Origin of the sequence: Haloarcula rubripromontorii, from assembly GCF_001280425.1 — an archaeon.
Lineage (GTDB): Archaea > Halobacteriota > Halobacteria > Halobacteriales > Haloarculaceae > Haloarcula > Haloarcula rubripromontorii.
The window spans coordinates 158,325-174,480 of the sequence record NZ_LIUF01000001.1; the positions used below are offsets into that span (position 1 = coordinate 158,325).

The 16,156-nt window shown below is 63.5% G+C and carries 17 protein-coding genes; 7 read left to right on the forward strand and 10 right to left on the reverse strand.

Translation table 11 applies throughout. The features are described from left to right. Positions 1-52: 52 nt before the first annotated feature. Positions 53-619: an HTH domain-containing protein gene (locus tag AMS69_RS00870; protein ID WP_053966214.1), complete on the reverse strand. Its 567-nt coding sequence runs from the start codon at positions 617-619 to the stop codon at positions 53-55. Between the two features lie 181 nt (positions 620-800). Between AMS69_RS00870 and AMS69_RS00875 the strand changes: the two genes are divergently transcribed. The 4 genes from AMS69_RS00875 (at position 801) to AMS69_RS00890 (ending at position 4,415) form a co-directional block, all read left to right on the forward strand. After that, entirely contained in the window at positions 801-1,232 is a 432-nt protein-coding gene (locus AMS69_RS00875; RefSeq protein ID WP_053966215.1) for a universal stress protein, read from the forward strand. Between the two features lie 111 nt (positions 1,233-1,343). Continuing rightward, on the forward strand, positions 1,344-1,856 hold the full coding sequence (locus AMS69_RS00880; protein WP_053966216.1) for a gamma carbonic anhydrase family protein: 513 nt from the start codon (positions 1,344-1,346) through the stop codon (positions 1,854-1,856). A gap of 57 nt (positions 1,857-1,913) precedes the next feature. Continuing rightward, the gene (locus AMS69_RS00885; RefSeq protein WP_053966217.1) at positions 1,914-3,857 is read left to right on the forward strand and encodes a hypothetical protein; all 1,944 of its coding nucleotides are present in this window, start codon (positions 1,914-1,916) and stop codon (positions 3,855-3,857) included. Positions 3,858-3,941: 84 nt separating this feature from the next. Further along, positions 3,942-4,415 carry a peroxiredoxin gene (locus tag AMS69_RS00890; RefSeq protein WP_053966218.1) on the forward strand — a complete coding sequence of 158 codons (474 nt, stop codon included), beginning with the start codon at positions 3,942-3,944 and terminating at the stop codon, positions 4,413-4,415. Positions 4,416-4,465: 50 nt separating this feature from the next. Here AMS69_RS00890 and AMS69_RS00895 read toward each other — a convergent pair whose 3' ends face one another. The 7 genes from AMS69_RS00895 to AMS69_RS00925 all read right to left on the reverse strand — a co-directional run bounded on the left by AMS69_RS00895 (position 4,466) and on the right by AMS69_RS00925 (position 10,717). Beyond that, complete coding sequence (locus tag AMS69_RS00895) at positions 4,466-5,116, reverse strand: DUF7504 family protein (RefSeq protein WP_053966219.1); 651 nt, start codon at positions 5,114-5,116, stop codon at positions 4,466-4,468. Beyond that, positions 5,113-6,006 carry a GAF domain-containing protein gene (locus tag AMS69_RS00900; protein WP_053966220.1) on the reverse strand — a complete coding sequence of 298 codons (894 nt, stop codon included), beginning with the start codon at positions 6,004-6,006 and terminating at the stop codon, positions 5,113-5,115. The genes AMS69_RS00895 and AMS69_RS00900 overlap by 4 nt, the downstream gene beginning before the upstream one ends. Positions 6,007-6,088: 82 nt before the next feature. Next, a complete protein-coding gene (locus AMS69_RS00905) occupies positions 6,089-7,138 on the reverse strand; it encodes a dipeptide epimerase (RefSeq protein ID WP_053966221.1) in 1,050 nt (349 codons plus the stop codon). Then, positions 7,135-8,145, reverse strand: a complete 1,011-nt coding sequence (locus tag AMS69_RS00910) for a DUF1611 domain-containing protein (RefSeq protein ID WP_053966222.1) — start codon at positions 8,143-8,145, stop codon at positions 7,135-7,137. Before AMS69_RS00910 ends, AMS69_RS00905 begins: the two co-directional genes overlap by 4 nt. Positions 8,146-8,219: 74 nt before the next feature. Then, on the reverse strand, positions 8,220-9,113 hold the full coding sequence (locus AMS69_RS00915; protein WP_053966223.1) for a Vms1/Ankzf1 family peptidyl-tRNA hydrolase: 894 nt from the start codon (positions 9,111-9,113) through the stop codon (positions 8,220-8,222). A gap of 71 nt (positions 9,114-9,184) precedes the next feature. Next, entirely contained in the window at positions 9,185-9,850 is a 666-nt protein-coding gene (locus AMS69_RS00920; RefSeq protein ID WP_053966224.1) for a helix-turn-helix domain-containing protein, read from the reverse strand. A 501-nt stretch (positions 9,851-10,351) separates the two neighbouring features. Beyond that, entirely contained in the window at positions 10,352-10,717 is a 366-nt protein-coding gene (locus tag AMS69_RS00925; RefSeq protein WP_053966225.1) for a DUF5802 family protein, read from the reverse strand. 147 nt (positions 10,718-10,864) lie between these two features. Here AMS69_RS00925 and AMS69_RS00930 point away from each other — a divergent pair, with 147 nt between their 5' ends. The 3 genes from AMS69_RS00930 (at position 10,865) to AMS69_RS00940 (ending at position 13,700) form a co-directional block, all read left to right on the forward strand. After that, positions 10,865-11,509 (forward strand): DUF1405 domain-containing protein, encoded by a 645-nt coding sequence (locus AMS69_RS00930; RefSeq protein ID WP_053966226.1) that lies wholly within the window; start codon positions 10,865-10,867, stop codon positions 11,507-11,509. 96 nt (positions 11,510-11,605) lie between these two features. Next, positions 11,606-12,952, forward strand: a complete 1,347-nt coding sequence (locus AMS69_RS00935) for a hypothetical protein (RefSeq protein ID WP_053966227.1) — start codon at positions 11,606-11,608, stop codon at positions 12,950-12,952. A gap of 100 nt (positions 12,953-13,052) precedes the next feature. Then, on the forward strand, positions 13,053-13,700 hold the full coding sequence (locus tag AMS69_RS00940) for an ArsR/SmtB family transcription factor (protein WP_053966228.1): 648 nt from the start codon (positions 13,053-13,055) through the stop codon (positions 13,698-13,700). Positions 13,701-13,730: 30 nt separating this feature from the next. Here the strand turns inward: AMS69_RS00940 and AMS69_RS00945 are convergent, their stop codons facing one another. Beyond that, entirely contained in the window at positions 13,731-15,296 is a 1,566-nt protein-coding gene (locus AMS69_RS00945; protein ID WP_053966229.1) for a Na+/H+ antiporter NhaC family protein, read from the reverse strand. A gap of 348 nt (positions 15,297-15,644) precedes the next feature. Then, entirely contained in the window at positions 15,645-16,154 is a 510-nt protein-coding gene (locus tag AMS69_RS00950) for a hypothetical protein (protein ID WP_053966230.1), read from the reverse strand. Positions 16,155-16,156 lie beyond the last annotated feature (2 nt).

Consider the following 16,156-nt stretch of genomic DNA (forward strand, 5'->3'; position numbering starts at 1 on the left):
GGATACGACGGCGGCCGGGGATAAGTGTATTGAGACGCGGGCGACGCTGGCGTTACTCTGGTAACGGCGGGTCCGAATCTTCGTCGGCGGTGTCAGCCGCCGGCAGCTCGGACTGGGCTGGTGGCCGTGCCGCGCTTGCCCGTTCGAGCGGTGAGAGCGTCAGTTCTTCCTCGCCTTCGAGCATGGTAAGCCGGTCCGTGACAGTGACGGTCTCCCCGTCGGCCGTGTGCGGCGTTACGCACCTGAGTTCAGACCCGGCGTACTCGGCTAATAGTTGGACGGGAAACACGAGCGCCCGGTACTGCTCCCCCGAGATCTCAGCGTCCACTGACCGAACCTGAAACGCGGGTTCGAGTGAACATTCGTTGCGTTTTGCCCACTCCTGAAAGACGCTAACTCGGTTGAGTGCGAACAGCCCGAGTTCAGTCCGCGCCTCCGCTGGCGTGGACGGTATCTGTCTCCCAATGACCTGAACAGTGATATCTGACAGAACGCTGGCGTCCGACAGTCCCTGAAGTCGGTCAATGACCGCAGCCTGTTGCTGCGTGTGCCCGTCGGGCAGGAGTGAACGAACGTACAGTTCTGCCCGTGTACCGTCTGGCTGCGTGCTCCCCTGCATCGTATGGAAATGAATGGACAGCGACCGGCAAAAGTATTCCTGTTGACAAATAATGGGTAGAACGGTTATACACTGAACGACGGAAGCTGAATCAACAGTTTCACCGTCGGTTGGACAGTCACGGCCCGTATCAACGTGATAGGGAGTACTATGTGGGCACAGTTCGCATGAGAAGCCGGATATGTACGATTCGGTGCTCGTAGCCACAGACGGCAGTTCGGGAACGACGGAGACGCTCGCACACGCCACCTCCATCGCGCGCGATAACGACGCGACCCTCCATGGGCTGTACGTCGTGGACAGACGGCTGTACGTCGCAGCCGACAAGGCCAATCAGGACGAGGTGCGTCAGTCGCTGGAGGAAGAGGGCGAAGTCGCGCTCGACGACATCGTCGTCGGCGGCGAGGAGGCCGGCGTCGAGGTCGTCACGACCATGGCGGAAGGGATTCCGCACAAGACAATCACCAACTACGCCGAAGAGGAGGACATCGACCTCATCGTGATGGGGACGCACGGTCGAACCGGGCGAGACCGGGTCGCCAATCTCGGGAGCGTTACCGAGCGCGTCGTCGAGAGCGCGCCCGTCCCCGTCCTCGTCGTCCACATCGAATAGCTCGGGTGAGGCTGGCGGTTGCGGTACGGACGCGCTCGACAGCGGCTGTACGACCGGTACCATCCCGTTCTGACCGGTATCTTTTCGAGCCGCCGACACGATGGTGGCAGTATGGACAGCCGAGAGTACGCCTTCGAAGGAGCCGCGCCGGATATCCACGGATACGCCCACGTCAGCCGCGAGGCGACGCTGGTGGGAGATGTCACCGTCGGCCCGAACGCGAACGTCTGGCCCGGCGTCGTGTTGCGCGGCGACGTGGCCCCGGTCGAAGTGGGCCGCCAATCAGCCATCGGTGACGGGGCCATCGTCCACGCCTCGACCGTCGGCGAGAAGGTGATGGTCGGCCACGGGGCCGTCCTCAACGACGCCCATGTGCGCGACGGGGCGCTCGTGGGCTTCAACTCGACGGTCAGCGACGCCACCATCGGCGAGGGTTCCATCGTCGCGATGGGGACGGTCGTCCCACCGGGCTATGAGGTGCCCGCGGAGTCGTTCGTCCGCGGGAGCCCGGCCACGGTGACGCCGCTGTCCGAGACGACCATCGACCCCAACGAAGTGTTCGAGGCCTTCAGCTCCGGCGATTACGCTAACCTCGCGGCCCGCCACGAGGACCTTTTCGAGTAACGCCCCGTCGGCCAACGACGGGTCACTTATAGTGGAAGAACCCACACAGTACCGAGCATGGACGATATCGTCGACCTGGTGACCCGGTCGCTCGCCGACGAGACTGCTGCGGCGTTCACTGAACGGGTCGACGAACAGGCGATGCAGCTACGGAAGGCCATCGAGGCCGGCGAGTTCGACAACGAGGCGTTCTCCGTCGGTCTGGAAATCGAACTGTACGCGATCAACGCGGAGCCGGACCCGCCCGAACCGGACGAGGAGGAAGACGACGAGACGGTCGCCGAGGAGGACCTCGACGACGACCTGAGCGGATCGGGCGAAGCGGCCTGGAGCGGGTCGCTGGACGCGCCGGCGGAGCCAGAAGGGGGCGGTGGCGCATCGCTGGAGCCAAACGGTGACGGAGCGTCGCTTGAGCCAGACGAGGCCGATTCTCTCGAACGCGCTGGAAACGAATCACTGGAGCAGAATACTGCCGAAACCGCTGCCGAGCCTGAGGATTCTTTCGGCCCCGGAGAGGGACCCTCGCTCGACATCGACCCGGACAGTCCGCTGGCCGAGGACGAACCGGAGACGCCCGAGGAGGAGGCCGAACCGACTGTCGAGTCATCGGTCGCGGAGGAAAATGACGAGCCGTACATGGACCCCGAGGACTGGAAGGGGCGGCTGACCCGCCTGCCAGACGTGGTGTTCGAGGGCGAAGCCAACAAGGAACTGGGCCTGCACAACGCCGAGGTCAACACTGAGCCAAACAGCTTCGACCAGACCGGGATGGAAGTCCAGACGACAGCGGTGGAGATGCAGACGAAACAGGCCCGCCAGCAGGCGAGCAAGCACAACTGCGAACTCGTCCTCGACGCGATGTGGACCATCCCGCCCGAGGAGGGCAGCGAGGCGTACCTCTCGGCACACGAGACGAGGGACGGGGTCGTCCTCGCGGACAACATGCGGCAGGCCCCCAGATACGTGGCGCTGGACAACGAGGCGCTGGACCACGCTGGCGGCACCATCGAGTTCGACGTGCCGGGGTACAGCGGGTCGTTCCCGACGATTCTGTTCGAGTCCCTGGCTACCTCGATTCAGCCCCACCTCCAGATTCCGGACGCCGGGGCGTTCCCCGAGTACTACAACGCCGCGATCCGGACGCTCGGACCGCTGCTCGCGCTATCGGTGAACTCGCCGTTCCTCCCGGCGGACATGTACGGCGACACCGACGGAGAGTGGCTCTGTGCGAACACCCACCACGAACTTCGCATCGCGGCCTTCGAGCAGTCGGTCAACACCAGCGAGAACCCGAAGGTCCGGGTCCCGCGGGACCTCGACGACACGACGGACATCGTCGGCCGTGTCGTCGACGACGACCTGTTCGCGCCGTTTCTGCGGGAATTCCTGCACGACGACGCCCGGGCGGCGTTCGAAGACGAGTTCTGGGAGTTCGACCACAAGCGCGGGACCTACTGGCGCTGGCTCCGCTGTGTCGCCGGCGGAACGCCGGTCGACGGAGCGAGCACTGAAAAGTCGCTCCGCATCGAGTACCGCCCGCTCCCGACCCAACCCCACGCCAAGGATATGATCGGGCTGCAGGCGCTGACGGTCGGCCTCATCCGCGGGCTGGTCGTCGCCGACCATCCCGCCGCGGAACTGCCGTGGCAAGAAGCAAGGCGGAGCTTCTACAGCGCCGCACAGAACGGCTCCGACGCCGACCTGTCCTGGGTGACAGCCCAAGGCGAACGGACGGTCGATCACGACGACATCTACGACGAGATTTTCCAGTATGCCCGTCTGGGACTGGCCGAGCAAGGCGTCCCGGAGGCCCGAATTGACGAGTACCTCGGGCCTATCGAAGCCCGATACCACGCCGGGATGACCCCGAGCGACTGGAAGATTGACCGCGTCCGCGAATACCTCGATTCCGGCGACGACCTCTCGACAGCCATCGAGGCGATGCAGCGGGACTACGTCGAGGCGAGCCGCCACCACCACGCCTTCGAAGAGTGGCTGTAGGCGGCCAGTCAGCGGCGGCAGTGGGTCGGGGCCGCCCTGCCGGATGGCGGGTATTTATTCGGATGACGCCGTTATATTCGGGTGATGGTATCCACAGGCGACACAGCGCCGGACATCTCGGCGACAATCGCGAACGGTGAGGTAGAGGCCTTCGAACTGAGCGACCACCTGGGCGACGGGCCGGTCGTGCTCGCGTTTTTCCCGGGCGCGTTTACCCCGCCGTGTTCCAACGAGATGGTGGCCCTGCAGGAACACCTCGGTGACTTCCACGACGCCGGCGCGACGGTGCTGGGCCTCAGTGCCGACTCGGCGTTCTCGCTGAACTCCTTCCGGGAGGAACACGGCCTGGAGTTCGATCTGCTCAGTGACATGGGCCGGTCAGCGATTCAGGACTACGGCCTCGAAATCGACATCGAGGACCTCGGGCTGCTCGGCGTCGCCAACCGCGCCGTGTTCGTCGTTGACGACGACAGCGAGGTCACCTACAGCTGGGTCGCCGACGACCCGACCAACGAGCCGGACTACGAAGAGCTGTTAGACGCCGTCGAATCGGCGTAAGACGAGTCCCCGTTGGGCACTTCTTTTGACTGTCCGAGTAGCGAGGGCCGTTATACCGAAACGTCGACCGTCCGCTCGCCGTCGCTATCGGAGATGGTGAGCGTCGCTTCGCCACGCCCGGTCGCCTCGACAGCGACATGAGACTTGAACGACGTTTTCAGGCCGGTGACCGTGCTGTTCATGTCCGATCCGATATCGGCGCTCGTATCGAGCGCACAGACGCCAATGCCGTTGCTCCGCCTGATTTCGGACAGGAACGTGGAGTTGAGAAAGCGGTACAGCGACCGAGTGTCGTCGAGTTCGCCGGCAATCGTCGAGCAGAGGAAGATGCCGGCCCGGAATCCGTCCGCTTCCTGCTGTGAGTTAGCCGCGAGCGCCGAGAACTCCATCCCCATTCCGGTGAGGTCCGAGAGGTCGTCGACCGCCTTGATGTCGTCGCCGCTCGAACGCCCTGCAGCAGTGAGTATCGACGACCGGTCCCCGGCACCGTGTTTCGCGCCATCCAGCGACTGTTTGACCGCGCGGCCGCGGGTCTCTGTGGCGATGACGACGCTGCGCTCGCCGTCGGTGGGAGCGACGATGCGGGCGAACACCGATTCCAGCGCGCCCACGTCGTCGCCTGTCAGCAGGACGCTCGTGCCGCTTTCCAGCGGACCGACGGCGTCGGACACGTCGAACTCATCGGCCGAGAGGGTACTCATTGTGCAACCTCCGTTCGCTCGGCGTCACGAACGCTCTGTCGGAGTTCCAGGATTTCCATGGCTGTGGCGGCAAAGTCCTGCAGTTCGGCCTGCTCCTCTGCGTCGTAGCTCCGCGGCACGTGGTCGAGCAGACACACCTGCCCGATGACCTGCCCGTTGCTCGCGGTCATGTTCGCGCCGGCGTAGGAACGGATCCCGAGGTTCTGGAGCTGCTCGTTCTCGGCGAAGCGGGCGTCCTCCATGATGTCCTCGACGACCATCACGTCCTCCTGAAGCATGCTGTGCGTGCAGATGGTGTTCTCGCGGGTCAGGGTGTCCAGGTCGCCGCCGTGACAGGCCAGGAAGTTCTCTTCCTCTTCTTCGATGAGTCCGATGAAAGACACCGCAGCGTCGAAGTGGCTGGCAATGAGGTCCGTCAGGCGCTCGAAGCTGTCTTCGATTGGGAGGTCGTCTATATCGTACTTCGCGAGCGTCTCCAGCCGCTCGTCCTCGTCGTCCGGGCGGATGAAACTCGCCTGGGCGCTGTAGTCGATGACGTCGTTGACGACGAACGTCAGCCGATCTCGGGCGTCGGGGAGGCTGCGATTGAGGTATTCGACGATACTCTGCTCGAACGATGCCGTGTCTATCTCCGCAGGCTGAACGTCCGTAAACAGAACACAGGGGGTCTGGGGTGCGACGTCGCGGATCTCGCCGACGACTTCGAGACCGGTTCCGTCCGAGAGTTCGTACGCCGTAACCACGCAAACAATCGGTTCGGCTTCGAGCGTCTCCCGTGCCGCCTCGACCGTCGTCGCCGTCCGCGCCGTCAGCGACTCGTCGGCTTCGACCGCCGCCGCCACGTCGTCTACTCGTCCCTCAGTATCAACACAGAGAACTGTACGTGTCATAAGCTTGAATGACAAAGTAGCCACAAAGTAGTTAGTGTCTTATTATCAATGATGATTTTCGGCGACTGGAGTTCACCGCCGGTCAGTCCGGGCCGCCGTCGGACGAGCGCCGCCGAGCGCCCGTGCCGGCCGTCACCGCCGTCAGGTCGAACACGTCGCCGTCCAGCGGAACGCCGTCGTAGGGGTCTGACGCCAGCAAGAGCGCCCCGTCGAGGTCGAGGTAGTCGACGAGCGGCGCGAGGTGGACGGCGGCGGCGATACTGGCGTTCGACTCCACCATGCACCCGAGCATCGAGTCCAGGCCGTGTGCGTCGGCGGCGTTGAGCAGCCGCGTTGCGGGCCTGATGCCGCCGCATTTGACTAGTTTGGCGTTGACGATGTCACAGGCGTCAGCGACCCGTGGCACGTCTGACGCAGTCACACAGGACTCGTCGGCGGCGACGGGAATTGCAGTCGCGTCGGTCACGCGGCGAAGGCTGTCAATGTCGTCGGCTTCGACCGGCTGTTCCAGCATCGTCACGCCAGCGTCGGCGAGCCAGTCCGCCTTGTCGATAGCCTCCTGAACGGTCCAGGCGGCGTTGGCGTCAACGCGTATCTCGACGTCCGGGGCGGCATCCCGAACCGCGTCCAGTCGCGCCCGGTCGTCGTCGGTCCCGAGTTTGACCTTCAGGTGGCCGAAGCCGCTGTCGGCCGCCTTCCTTGCTTTCTCGGCCATCCGTTCGGGCGAATCGATGCCGACCGTGTAGGTGGTCGGCGGGACCGCGTCCGGGTCGAGGCCCCACTGGCGGTACAGCGGCAGATCCAGTTGCCGAGCGGCGAGGTCGTGGACGGCGATAGAGAGTGTCATCCGTGCGGCGGGCTGGTCCGCCGCTTGTTCGTCGAGTTCCCGCTCGATGCGTTGCTGGGCGTGGGGGTCGCCGATGCGGTCGACAGTCTCACAGAGTGTGGGGAGCGTTTCAGCCACTGACTCGGCGCTCTCGTCGTAGTACGCTGACGGCGTGACGGCTCCGACACCCGTAGTTCCCTCGTGGGTAAGTTCGACCACGACAGTCTCGCTGGTCTCGCTGGTCTCCCGCGAGATGCCAAATGGGTTCGACAGCGGCAGTTCGAGGCGGTCGACGCGCCAGTTCATAGGATAGCGTCCAGTACCTCGTCGGGGACGCCGTGGCGGACCGGGTCGGTCGCCGGTGCGTCCAGAGCGTCACTGTACCCTGCGACAGCATCCGCGGCCGCACCGTCGTCGAGGTGGCGCGTGTTCAACATCCCCGCAACGACAGATGCGTCCGAGATGGGCGCGGCCAGGCGCTCGTAGATGTCGACATACTCGGAGAGCGGCGGGAGATCGAACGACTCGTAGCCGTGGATGGCCTCGCGGCCGGCCTCGTGGCACATGACGAGCGCGTCGGGGACCGAGCCGTGGAGGATGCTCGTCGTCACGCCCGAATAGGCCGGATGGGCCAGCGCACCCTGCCCTTCGACGACGAGGAGGTCCGCCGCCTGTGCTTCTTCGACCAGCCGCTCGACCGCGCCGGCGGCGTAGTCGGCGATGACGCGGTCGATGACGATGCCCCAGCCGGTGATGGCGATGCCGGTCTGGCCGGTCGGGACGACCGCGGCGTCGAGGCCGCGCTCCCGGGCGGCGTCACGAATCTCGAACGACGCAGTCATCTTCCCCGTCGAGCAGTCGGTCCCAACAGTCGTGACGACTGTCGCATCCACGTCGCCGGCGGTGCCCGCCGCCACGGTCAGGTCTTCGGGCGGCTTGCGGAGGTCGTGCAGTTCGGCGTCGTGTTCCGCGGCGAGGCGGGCGAACTCCTCGTCGTCGGCCAGGAAGTCGTGCAGGCCCGAGTACACGTCGCAGCCGCGTTCGAGCGCTGTGCGAACGTCTTCTCGCCAGGACTCGTCGAACTCACCGCCGATGGGAGAGATGCCAATGACGAGCGCGTCCACCTCTGGCGCGTCGGCCATCGACGCGACAATGGGGGCATCCTGTACGTCCGGGAGCGCCTCGTTGACGCGCTGTCCGGCCCGCTCGCGGTCGACGAGGGCATGTACTGCTCGGTCACCGTACCGCAATAACCCGACGGCCGTCTTGGCCCGGTCGGGAAAGGCGTCGTGTGTTAAAATGGCTACGGCCATAGCCGGAGAGAGTCCCCGCCCCGCGAAAAAGCTACGGAACCGTCGCCGGCGGAACTGCGACGAGCGCCCCGGAGCTACGGCACGCGCAACCGAACAGTCCACAGTGACCGAACGGCGTCGTCCAGTGCCTCGGCCGGCTCCCCGGTCGCGTCGACGGGCTTCGTCGCCGTCGCGAGGTCCTCGAACTCGTGGATGACCGACCCCTCACCGACGACGTACAGCCGGTCAGGCGACACCTCTTCGATAGCGGCCCGACAGCGGTCGAGGTGGGAGTCGATCTGCTGGTCCCGGAGCCGCTCGAACCGGCTCTGTGAGAAGCCGCCTTTGGAGTGCTGGCTTTTCAGCTCCGAGTCGAAGCCGTGGAACGCCGTCCGCTCGCGGCCGTCGTACTCGCCCATGGCGAACAGGTCCGAGCGGACCAGCGCGACGACGTGTTCACCAGTCGGTTCGAACCACGACCGCTCCAGCCGAACGGTGTCGCCCCACTCAGTGAACGGCGACGGCGGCGCAGGGACCGACAGGCACGCCGACAGGAGGCCGGCGTCATCCGTCACAGCTAGACACGGCGCGGCGCTGGCGACCAGCGATGCACGGTCGCCGAAGGCATCCCGGACCGGGCCGGGCAGGGAGCGCTCCGCGTCGACATAGGCGGTAAAGACGCCTTCCGGCTCTGTCTCAAAGGATTCCAGCCGGTCGAGTACGTCACTCAAGCGCGCCCGACTGAGCGCTTCCTCGGCTCGGAACGTCGATTCTCCCTCCGCGTCTTGGAGCCGTTCGACCCGGTCCTGGAGTTCGGCCACGCGGTCCTCCAGCCGATTGACCTCGGCCTCGGCCCGCTGGCGCTCGGTCGCTGCGTCAGCACGGCGCTCCTTCTCGGCGTCGAGCTGTCGTTCGAGGTGGTGGTTCTCCTCCTCGAGTTCGGCTACCCGCTCTTTCAGCGACGCTCGTCCCAGCAACCGGTCAAGCATCGACTGGATGGGGGACGGGGACGGGCTTAAAAGTGACTTCCCGGACCGCAACTACGTCGAAGCGTTACCACTCAGTCCGGCGGTTCGTCGTCATCTCTCAGCGAGGCGATGATGAGTCTCCTGATGCCTCGCCGAAGGCGACCGCCGGCCGCGGGTTGAGAGATATCCAGATCGGCGGCGACATCGCTGAGCGTCGCGTTCCGCGGCTCTTCGAAATACCCGGTTTCGAGTGCGACGAGGAGCGCCTCCCGCTGGCTGTCAGTCAGCCCTGCGTCCGTGTTCCCCAGACTGGCGTACTCGTTCACGCGCAGCAGATCGATGTCGATGTCGTTCTCTTGAGCGTAGTCCCAGAGCCGAGCGAGAGCCGTCCGTTCGGGCATCCATACCGTCAGTATCCACGCGCTCCCGTCGTTTTCCATATCGAGGATAACCCCGTTCGCGGCGGAGATGACGGGGGAGAGAATCTTTGCTTCGTCCGTGTACTCGAAACTGTAGATGGCCTCGTCGTCTCTGGTTTCGATGACGCGTTCGAACTTGCCGACAGTGCTGTCGTTCCGTAATCCGTCCTCAAACTGCTGGAAGTCGGACGATTCGATGTGGTAAAAGAACTTGCCCGACGTCGGGTCCGTGCCCGCTTCAGACACGGACCTGACTTTCGAGCTCCGGTCGTGGGAAACGGTCTGTGTGAGGACGATGTCAGGGTGTTCGGCTCGGACGACCGCCTTGATATCGGTCATTTGTCTGTAGAGTGGTGTGGGTGTGCCAACGCGTGCAGTTGTAATGGTGGAGACGCTCGGCGGAACTCTGTCTCAAATCCCTGTTACTAGATGGGGGTAGTCGTGCGCTAATTTAACTGAGTCGGTTGATCGTGTGGTCTGAGTACAGGCGCCTGATCTCTGTGTCTCGTCCGTTCGGTCCGAGCGGGCTACTCGCCCGGTGAGCCAGCGGGTTCCCATACGGCGGTGTCACCGGTTCAGACGCGATGGGAGAACAGCAGCGCCCAGAGACGTTCGGGCCAGCCGGCTCCATACGCCGGGGATACCCCGGCGGGGAGGTAGAATTTGGATTCAGTAGCGCGATCCCGCTCCTCAGCGTGGTTTCGCTGTGACATACATGTGAAGGGAGGCTCCCGAACCGCATTGCTCTGTAGCTTAAGCGTATAACCTACTTATCCCACGTTTCAAAATTCCGGTCCGTCCGGTACCAGTGAAAACCCATCAAATCGGGGTTTCAATCGCTCAGACGGCAGTGTCAGGGAGTGTCGGCGCGCCCTCTGAGAGAGAGAGCAGTTGTGCGGCGTGGTCCGCTTTCGCCAGAAATACTTCTTCGAGGCTGGGCGGGTTCCGGACGTTGGCGTCTTCGAGCATCGGTTCGGGAACGACGAGTGTGTCCGCCGGGACCTGTTCGTCCCCGTGGACGGCAAAGTGCTGGGAGCCGAGTTTCATTACCAGCGGATAGTCTGTGCGTTCGACCCCTTCGCCGGAGGCGTACAACTGTTCGTTCACTCGTTCGTGCTGCTCGCGACACATCGCGGCCGCCGCGTCATCTCTCGGTTCGATGTAGAGGCGGCCGAGGTAGTATCCGCGCGAAAACTGTTCGAACATCGGTGCAAGTGTATGTGTGCCATTCACATACATAAGTGTTCGCCGGCAGCCTTTTGCCGCCGTGCAAACAGCGGCAACTCACAGTCGATGACCCGATAGCGACTCCCGTCCGACAGGGCTTTGCCGCGAGCGGTCCCGAGTCGACCCATGAGCGAGCAGCGGGGGCCATTGCCACGTCGGTACGCGCGGTACTATCTGGAACAGACGCCGAGCCTCGTGTGGCTGCTGGTCGTCAACGCCGTCGCAATGCTCGTCGGTATCCGGTATTATGTCGAGACGATGCCCGAGGTGTCGACGTTTCTCTGGCCGCTGTACGCAGATTCACCGGCCGCACTATTCCTGATGACGCTGTCGGTGGCTACTCTCCTGCCGTTCCTCGGCAAATCGCTCGACGAGGTCCCGCTGACGGTGCCGCTCGCGTACCTCCACACGATTGCGCTGGTCTGGCTGGTCAAGATGGGGCTGTGGACCGTCGTGGCGTTAAATATCGGCTTCGACGCGTACTTTCCCGCGCCGTGGGCGTATTTCGGCATCATCATCACCCACCTCGGTTTCGTCGCCGAGGGGCTGTTAGTTCCTCACTACGCCCGGACGACGAGGGGCGCGCTGGTGACCGCGCTGGTGTTGGCCCTGTGCAACGACGTACTCGATTACGGCTTCGGATATCATCCGCCGTTGCGATACGACCCGGGTCTGGTGTTACCGCTCGCCACTGTCGCGCTATCGGTGCTGTCGGTTGGACTCGCCTGGCGACTGCTTCCAATGGAAAAACCGACGCAAAGGACATCTTAAACACTCTTGGACTATTTGAAGTTGTTTCATTCGTTTGTGAACAACACGAACGAAGGCGTTTCTTTTTGACGTGGGAGGGTCGAAGTAGAACTAGGAATGAGTCCACGCCAGGCCACGCTCCTCACAGTGCTGGTCTTCGTCGGGACTGTCGCTATCGGCCTCCCAGCCGTGACAGCGCAGGAGACCGCAACGGAGACAGTGGCCACGCAGAACGAGTCTGCCAGCGGAATGGGAACGCAACTCACGGCGTTCCTCCAGTCGAACGCTGCCGCCGCGAACGATACGGTCAAAAACGGGATGTGGCGGTCGACATACAACCAATCGAACGGCACTGAACGAGCCGAACTGGTCACAAAGCGAGCGGGCTCGCTCGAACGCCGGCTCGAACGGTTACAGGAGCGCAACGCCACGCTCGAACACCGATACGAGAACGGAAGCATCAGTGAGCAGGCCTACGTGGCACAGCAGAGCCGACTCACCGCGGAGATTGCGGGCCTGCAGACTGCGATTAACGATACCGATGCGGCGGCCGAACAGACCGGTGTAAACGACACCGCGCTGGAGCGGTTGAAACAAAACGCAAGCAAGCTGTCCGGTCAGCAGGTCGCATCGATTGCTCAGGGTATCGCCGGACCGCCGGCGACTGCCGGCCCGAGTGAGCAGGGACCGCCTGATGACGCCGGAGTCAACCGAAGTGAACAGGGCCCGCCCGAAGTCGTGGGAGCCAACGAGAGCGACCGAGGACCGCCCGGCGATGCCCCCGGACAACAGGGGAACGGTAGCGAACGAGGCCCACCTGACGATGCCCCCGGACAGCAGGAAAACGAGACCGAGAGCGGCCCACCCGCTGACAGGGGTACCGACGGCGATAGCGAGGGGTCCGACGACGCGGCCGAGAGCGAGGGAAACGGGTCTGACAGGGGGTCGGAGCGGGGCAACGGGAACGAAAACGGGGAGCGTGGAGCGTCCGGCACCGAGGACAGCGACGGGAACGACAGCGGTGACGATGCCGGGAACGGCGCTGGTGGCGAGAGCGGCTCTGATGCGGACGAATCCGGAGATGACGGGGCCGACGGGGATGCAGACGATGCGAACGATGGGGGCAACGACGAGGGAAACGATACCGGGAGCGAGCAAGGCAGCGACGGGGATGACCAGGGCAACGACCAGGCCGGGGACCAGGGAAACGGTGACGAGGGTGACCGGGGAAACGACCAAGGCAACGACGGGGAGACCAACAAAGACGGTAACGAAGGCGAACAAGGGAACGACAGCGGAGAGGGGCAGGGAAGCGGTAGCGGAGACGACCAGGCCGGGGAGCGAGGAAACAACGGAGACGACGGTGGCAACGACGGCGGTGACCAAGGAAACAGCGGCGGAAACGACCAAGGCAGTGACCGAGGAAACAGCGGCAATCAGGGCAACGGGAACGGCAGCGCGTAGGGCACGTGGCGGACCTACCCGGTAGCTGAGCGGGTGACACACCAGCAAACCGCCCGACGAGAGTCATACTTTTGAACCGTGACCCGCTACCTACGTATCGATGGACTCCGCCGAGCTACTCAATCTCCTTGGAAACGCCAATCGCCGGCGGATTCTCAAACTACTCGCACACAAACCCTGCTACGTCACCGAGATCAGCGAGTACATCGGCGTTAGTCCGAAAGCCGTCATCGACCACCTACAAAAGCTCGAAGACGCCGGCCTCGTCGACTCCCGGACGGACGACCAACGCCGAAAGTACTTCTCTATCGCCCGGAACCTCCGTCTGGAGGTCCGCGTCTCTCCGTACGAGTTCGGTACCAAAAGCGCCTATCCAGCAAACCCCGAGTTCGAGATGCCTTCCTGTCGCCACCTCTCGATAGACGTGGGGGCCGCATCCGACGGGGACTTTCACGACCTGGCGCGCGAACTGGAGCATCTCCAGCAGCTAGAGAACGAACTGTCGCTGGCCCAGCGATGGGTGCAAGCCCGCATGACCGACGTACGGGACCGCATCGACTCCGGCTTCGAGAACGGCGACGGACGACTGTACGCAGAACTGGTCAGCGGGCTCGCAAACGGTATCGATACCGTTCCAGCGCTGGCCCGAGAGATTGAGGCCCCACCCGAGATCGTCGAGGAAGCGCTCACGCGGCTGGCGGAGGACGACGTGGTCGAACGGACCGACGACGGCTGGGAAATCGTCTGAGCGAAACGGTGTTTCAGAGAGTGGCCCGTCTCAGTCCGCGTTCGAACCGTACGAACTTGGGACTTCGACCGAGAGTTGTTCTGAGAGCAGGTACGTCACAGACCCGACAGCGACCAGTCCAGCAGGGAGTGCAATGTACGCCGAAACGCCGTAGCCGGCCAGCAGGAACAGCCCGGTTGCGACGATGCCGGCCAGCACTGCGTAGGGAATCTGAGTGTTCACGTGGTCGACGTGGTCGCTCGCGGCGAACATGCTTGACATCACTGTCGTGTCGGAGATGGGCGAGCAGTGGTCGCCGAACAGCGCGCCGGTCAGGATCGCTGCGATAGCTGGGGCAAGCGGCGCGCCGAGGGCGTGTCCGAGCGGTATCGCGACAGGGAACAGAATACCCATCGTCCCCCAGGACGTGCCGATGCTGAAGCTGATAATGACCGCGCTGAGGAAGATGATGGCGGGCAGCATCCCGGCCGTGATAATCCCCTCACTGATGGCGACGACGTAGGGACCGACTCCGAGTGTCTGGCTCACGGCACCGATAGACCACGCGAGCGAGAGCACCGCAACGGGGAACATCACCATTTTGAATCCCTCAAAGATGGCGTCGCTCACTTTATCGACCGCAATCCGTGCGTGTCCGACCAGAATTGTCAGAATGACCAGACAGGCCGAGAACGAGGCCCAGACGATTGCGTCAGCGGTGGCCGCGTTCGACAGTGCGTCGGTGAGACTCCGGCCAGCGAACCCGCCGCCAGAGTAATACAGCGAGAACCCAGTCACGGCCACGAGTGCGGCGATTGGCGCAGCGAAGTACCACCACCGCGGCTCGACGTGGTCGGGCGTCACGATATCGTCCTCTTGCGTTTCCATGAGTGGGTCCGCGTTGTCACCGAGGACTTTGCCCTCTTCCTTTGCTCTGCGTTCAGCCTTCGCCATCGGACCGAAGTCCAAGTCTGCGATGACGACGATGAAAACCATCGCAAGTGCGAGCAGGCTGTAGAACCGATAGGGAATCGGTTCAAGAAACAGCAGGAACGCGCTTCGCTCCACCCCAATCGTGGTGAGTTGCTCAGCGATGAGTCCGACCTCGAACCCGAGCCATGTCGAGACGACCGATATCGACGCGGTCGGTGCAGTGGTGGAGTCAAGGATGTACGCCAGCTTCTCGCGGCTGATGTCGAATTTATCCGTGATCGGGCGCATGACCGACCCGGTAATCATCGTCGAGGCGTACGAGTCGACGAAGATAGTCATCCCCAGTAGTGAGGTCCCAAGCGCCGCCTGCCGGCGGGTTCGAATACGCTTGACCATCTGTGACGCCAGCGCGTTCATGCCGCCGGAGAGGAAGATCATCCCCAGCATTGCCCCGATGAGGAACGTGAACAAGAGCAGTTTGACGTTAAACGGCTCGGTCACGTTATCCACAACGAACTGGAGGCTCCGGGCGGCTCCAGCGGCCGGATTCCAGCCGACGAGCACCGTCGCACCGATCCAGATGCCTGCAAACAGCGAGAGGAGTACTTGGCGAGTGAGCAGCGTCAGTACAATCGCGAGCATCGCCGGAAACAGGCTGATAAGCCCGTATGTCTCTGGTGCCATACGTTCCGGTCCGGGGATTTACATACGAGAGTTATAAGAGTTGTCAACTCAAGATATTGTGGTTAAAGGAGGATATAAGACAGCAGATAGTCACACTAGCGTTTAGTTTTTGGGCAATCACACACATCATAAACATATTCGACGAGACGGAGACAATCGGTTGGACGCAAAAACGTCCGTTCACGCCGAAATCGTAGCGGCCCGTCTCCCACAAACGAGAGGCCAACAGGGGTATCGACAGCGCTTGTCCGATACCTCTATTGCAGCCCGGGCGACTGGACGGGAAATACACTGCAGCAAATGCAGCAAGCATGGTCACGGCACGGCCCGACACTGTCGCCTGAAGAGCTACAGGTCTCTCGTCAGCCCACTGCGAAGGTCTCGGCCGAAGTAGTGTCCAACGAGCGCGAGTACGAGGCCGACCCCACCGGCGATGGCGAACAGTCTGGTACCGTTCAGTCCCGCAGCGAGCTGTGGGAGGAGGGACAGAACGGCCGTCGCGCCGCCGCTGACACCGCCCGCCAGCCCCAGTTCGGCGTATCGGCGCTCGCTGGCGAGCAGTCCGTAGACGAATCCGCCGAGTACGATGCCGAGCAGTTCGGTGAACGGCACGAGCGGTATCAGCCCGCCGAGCACCATCCCGCCGCCGACCGCGCCGAAGGCGAACAGCAGCGCCCGCAGTGAAAAGTAGCTGCCGCTGTCTGTGGTGGACGGTTCGGTGACAGACGACGCCGTGTCGCGTGCTTCCCCGACAGCAACGTCCGTCTCTACCGACTCCGTCGTGCCGACATCGACGCCGAGGTCACCGTCCGACTGCGCGTCCGCGTCGCGGGTCCGTTCCTCGGTTCGTTCGGCCATAC

Coding starts and splice junctions, on each gene's coding strand:
- AMS69_RS00870 (WP_053966214.1), bottom strand. CDS start 619: ATGCAGGGGAGCACGCAGCCAGACGGTACACGGGCAGAACTGTACGTT.
- AMS69_RS00875 (WP_053966215.1), top strand. CDS start 801: ATGTACGATTCGGTGCTCGTAGCCACAGACGGCAGTTCGGGAACGACG.
- AMS69_RS00880 (WP_053966216.1), top strand. CDS start 1,344: ATGGACAGCCGAGAGTACGCCTTCGAAGGAGCCGCGCCGGATATCCAC.
- AMS69_RS00885 (WP_053966217.1), top strand. CDS start 1,914: ATGGACGATATCGTCGACCTGGTGACCCGGTCGCTCGCCGACGAGACT.
- AMS69_RS00890 (WP_053966218.1), top strand. CDS start 3,942: ATGGTATCCACAGGCGACACAGCGCCGGACATCTCGGCGACAATCGCG.
- AMS69_RS00895 (WP_053966219.1), bottom strand. CDS start 5,116: ATGAGTACCCTCTCGGCCGATGAGTTCGACGTGTCCGACGCCGTCGGT.
- AMS69_RS00900 (WP_053966220.1), bottom strand. CDS start 6,006: ATGACACGTACAGTTCTCTGTGTTGATACTGAGGGACGAGTAGACGAC.
- AMS69_RS00905 (WP_053966221.1), bottom strand. CDS start 7,138: ATGAACTGGCGCGTCGACCGCCTCGAACTGCCGCTGTCGAACCCATTT.
- AMS69_RS00910 (WP_053966222.1), bottom strand. CDS start 8,145: ATGGCCGTAGCCATTTTAACACACGACGCCTTTCCCGACCGGGCCAAG.
- AMS69_RS00915 (WP_053966223.1), bottom strand. CDS start 9,113: ATGCTTGACCGGTTGCTGGGACGAGCGTCGCTGAAAGAGCGGGTAGCC.
- AMS69_RS00920 (WP_053966224.1), bottom strand. CDS start 9,850: ATGACCGATATCAAGGCGGTCGTCCGAGCCGAACACCCTGACATCGTC.
- AMS69_RS00925 (WP_053966225.1), bottom strand. CDS start 10,717: ATGTTCGAACAGTTTTCGCGCGGATACTACCTCGGCCGCCTCTACATC.
- AMS69_RS00930 (WP_053966226.1), top strand. CDS start 10,865: ATGAGCGAGCAGCGGGGGCCATTGCCACGTCGGTACGCGCGGTACTAT.
- AMS69_RS00935 (WP_053966227.1), top strand. CDS start 11,606: ATGAGTCCACGCCAGGCCACGCTCCTCACAGTGCTGGTCTTCGTCGGG.
- AMS69_RS00940 (WP_053966228.1), top strand. CDS start 13,053: ATGGACTCCGCCGAGCTACTCAATCTCCTTGGAAACGCCAATCGCCGG.
- AMS69_RS00945 (WP_053966229.1), bottom strand. CDS start 15,296: ATGGCACCAGAGACATACGGGCTTATCAGCCTGTTTCCGGCGATGCTC.
- AMS69_RS00950 (WP_053966230.1), bottom strand. CDS start 16,154: ATGGCCGAACGAACCGAGGAACGGACCCGCGACGCGGACGCGCAGTCG.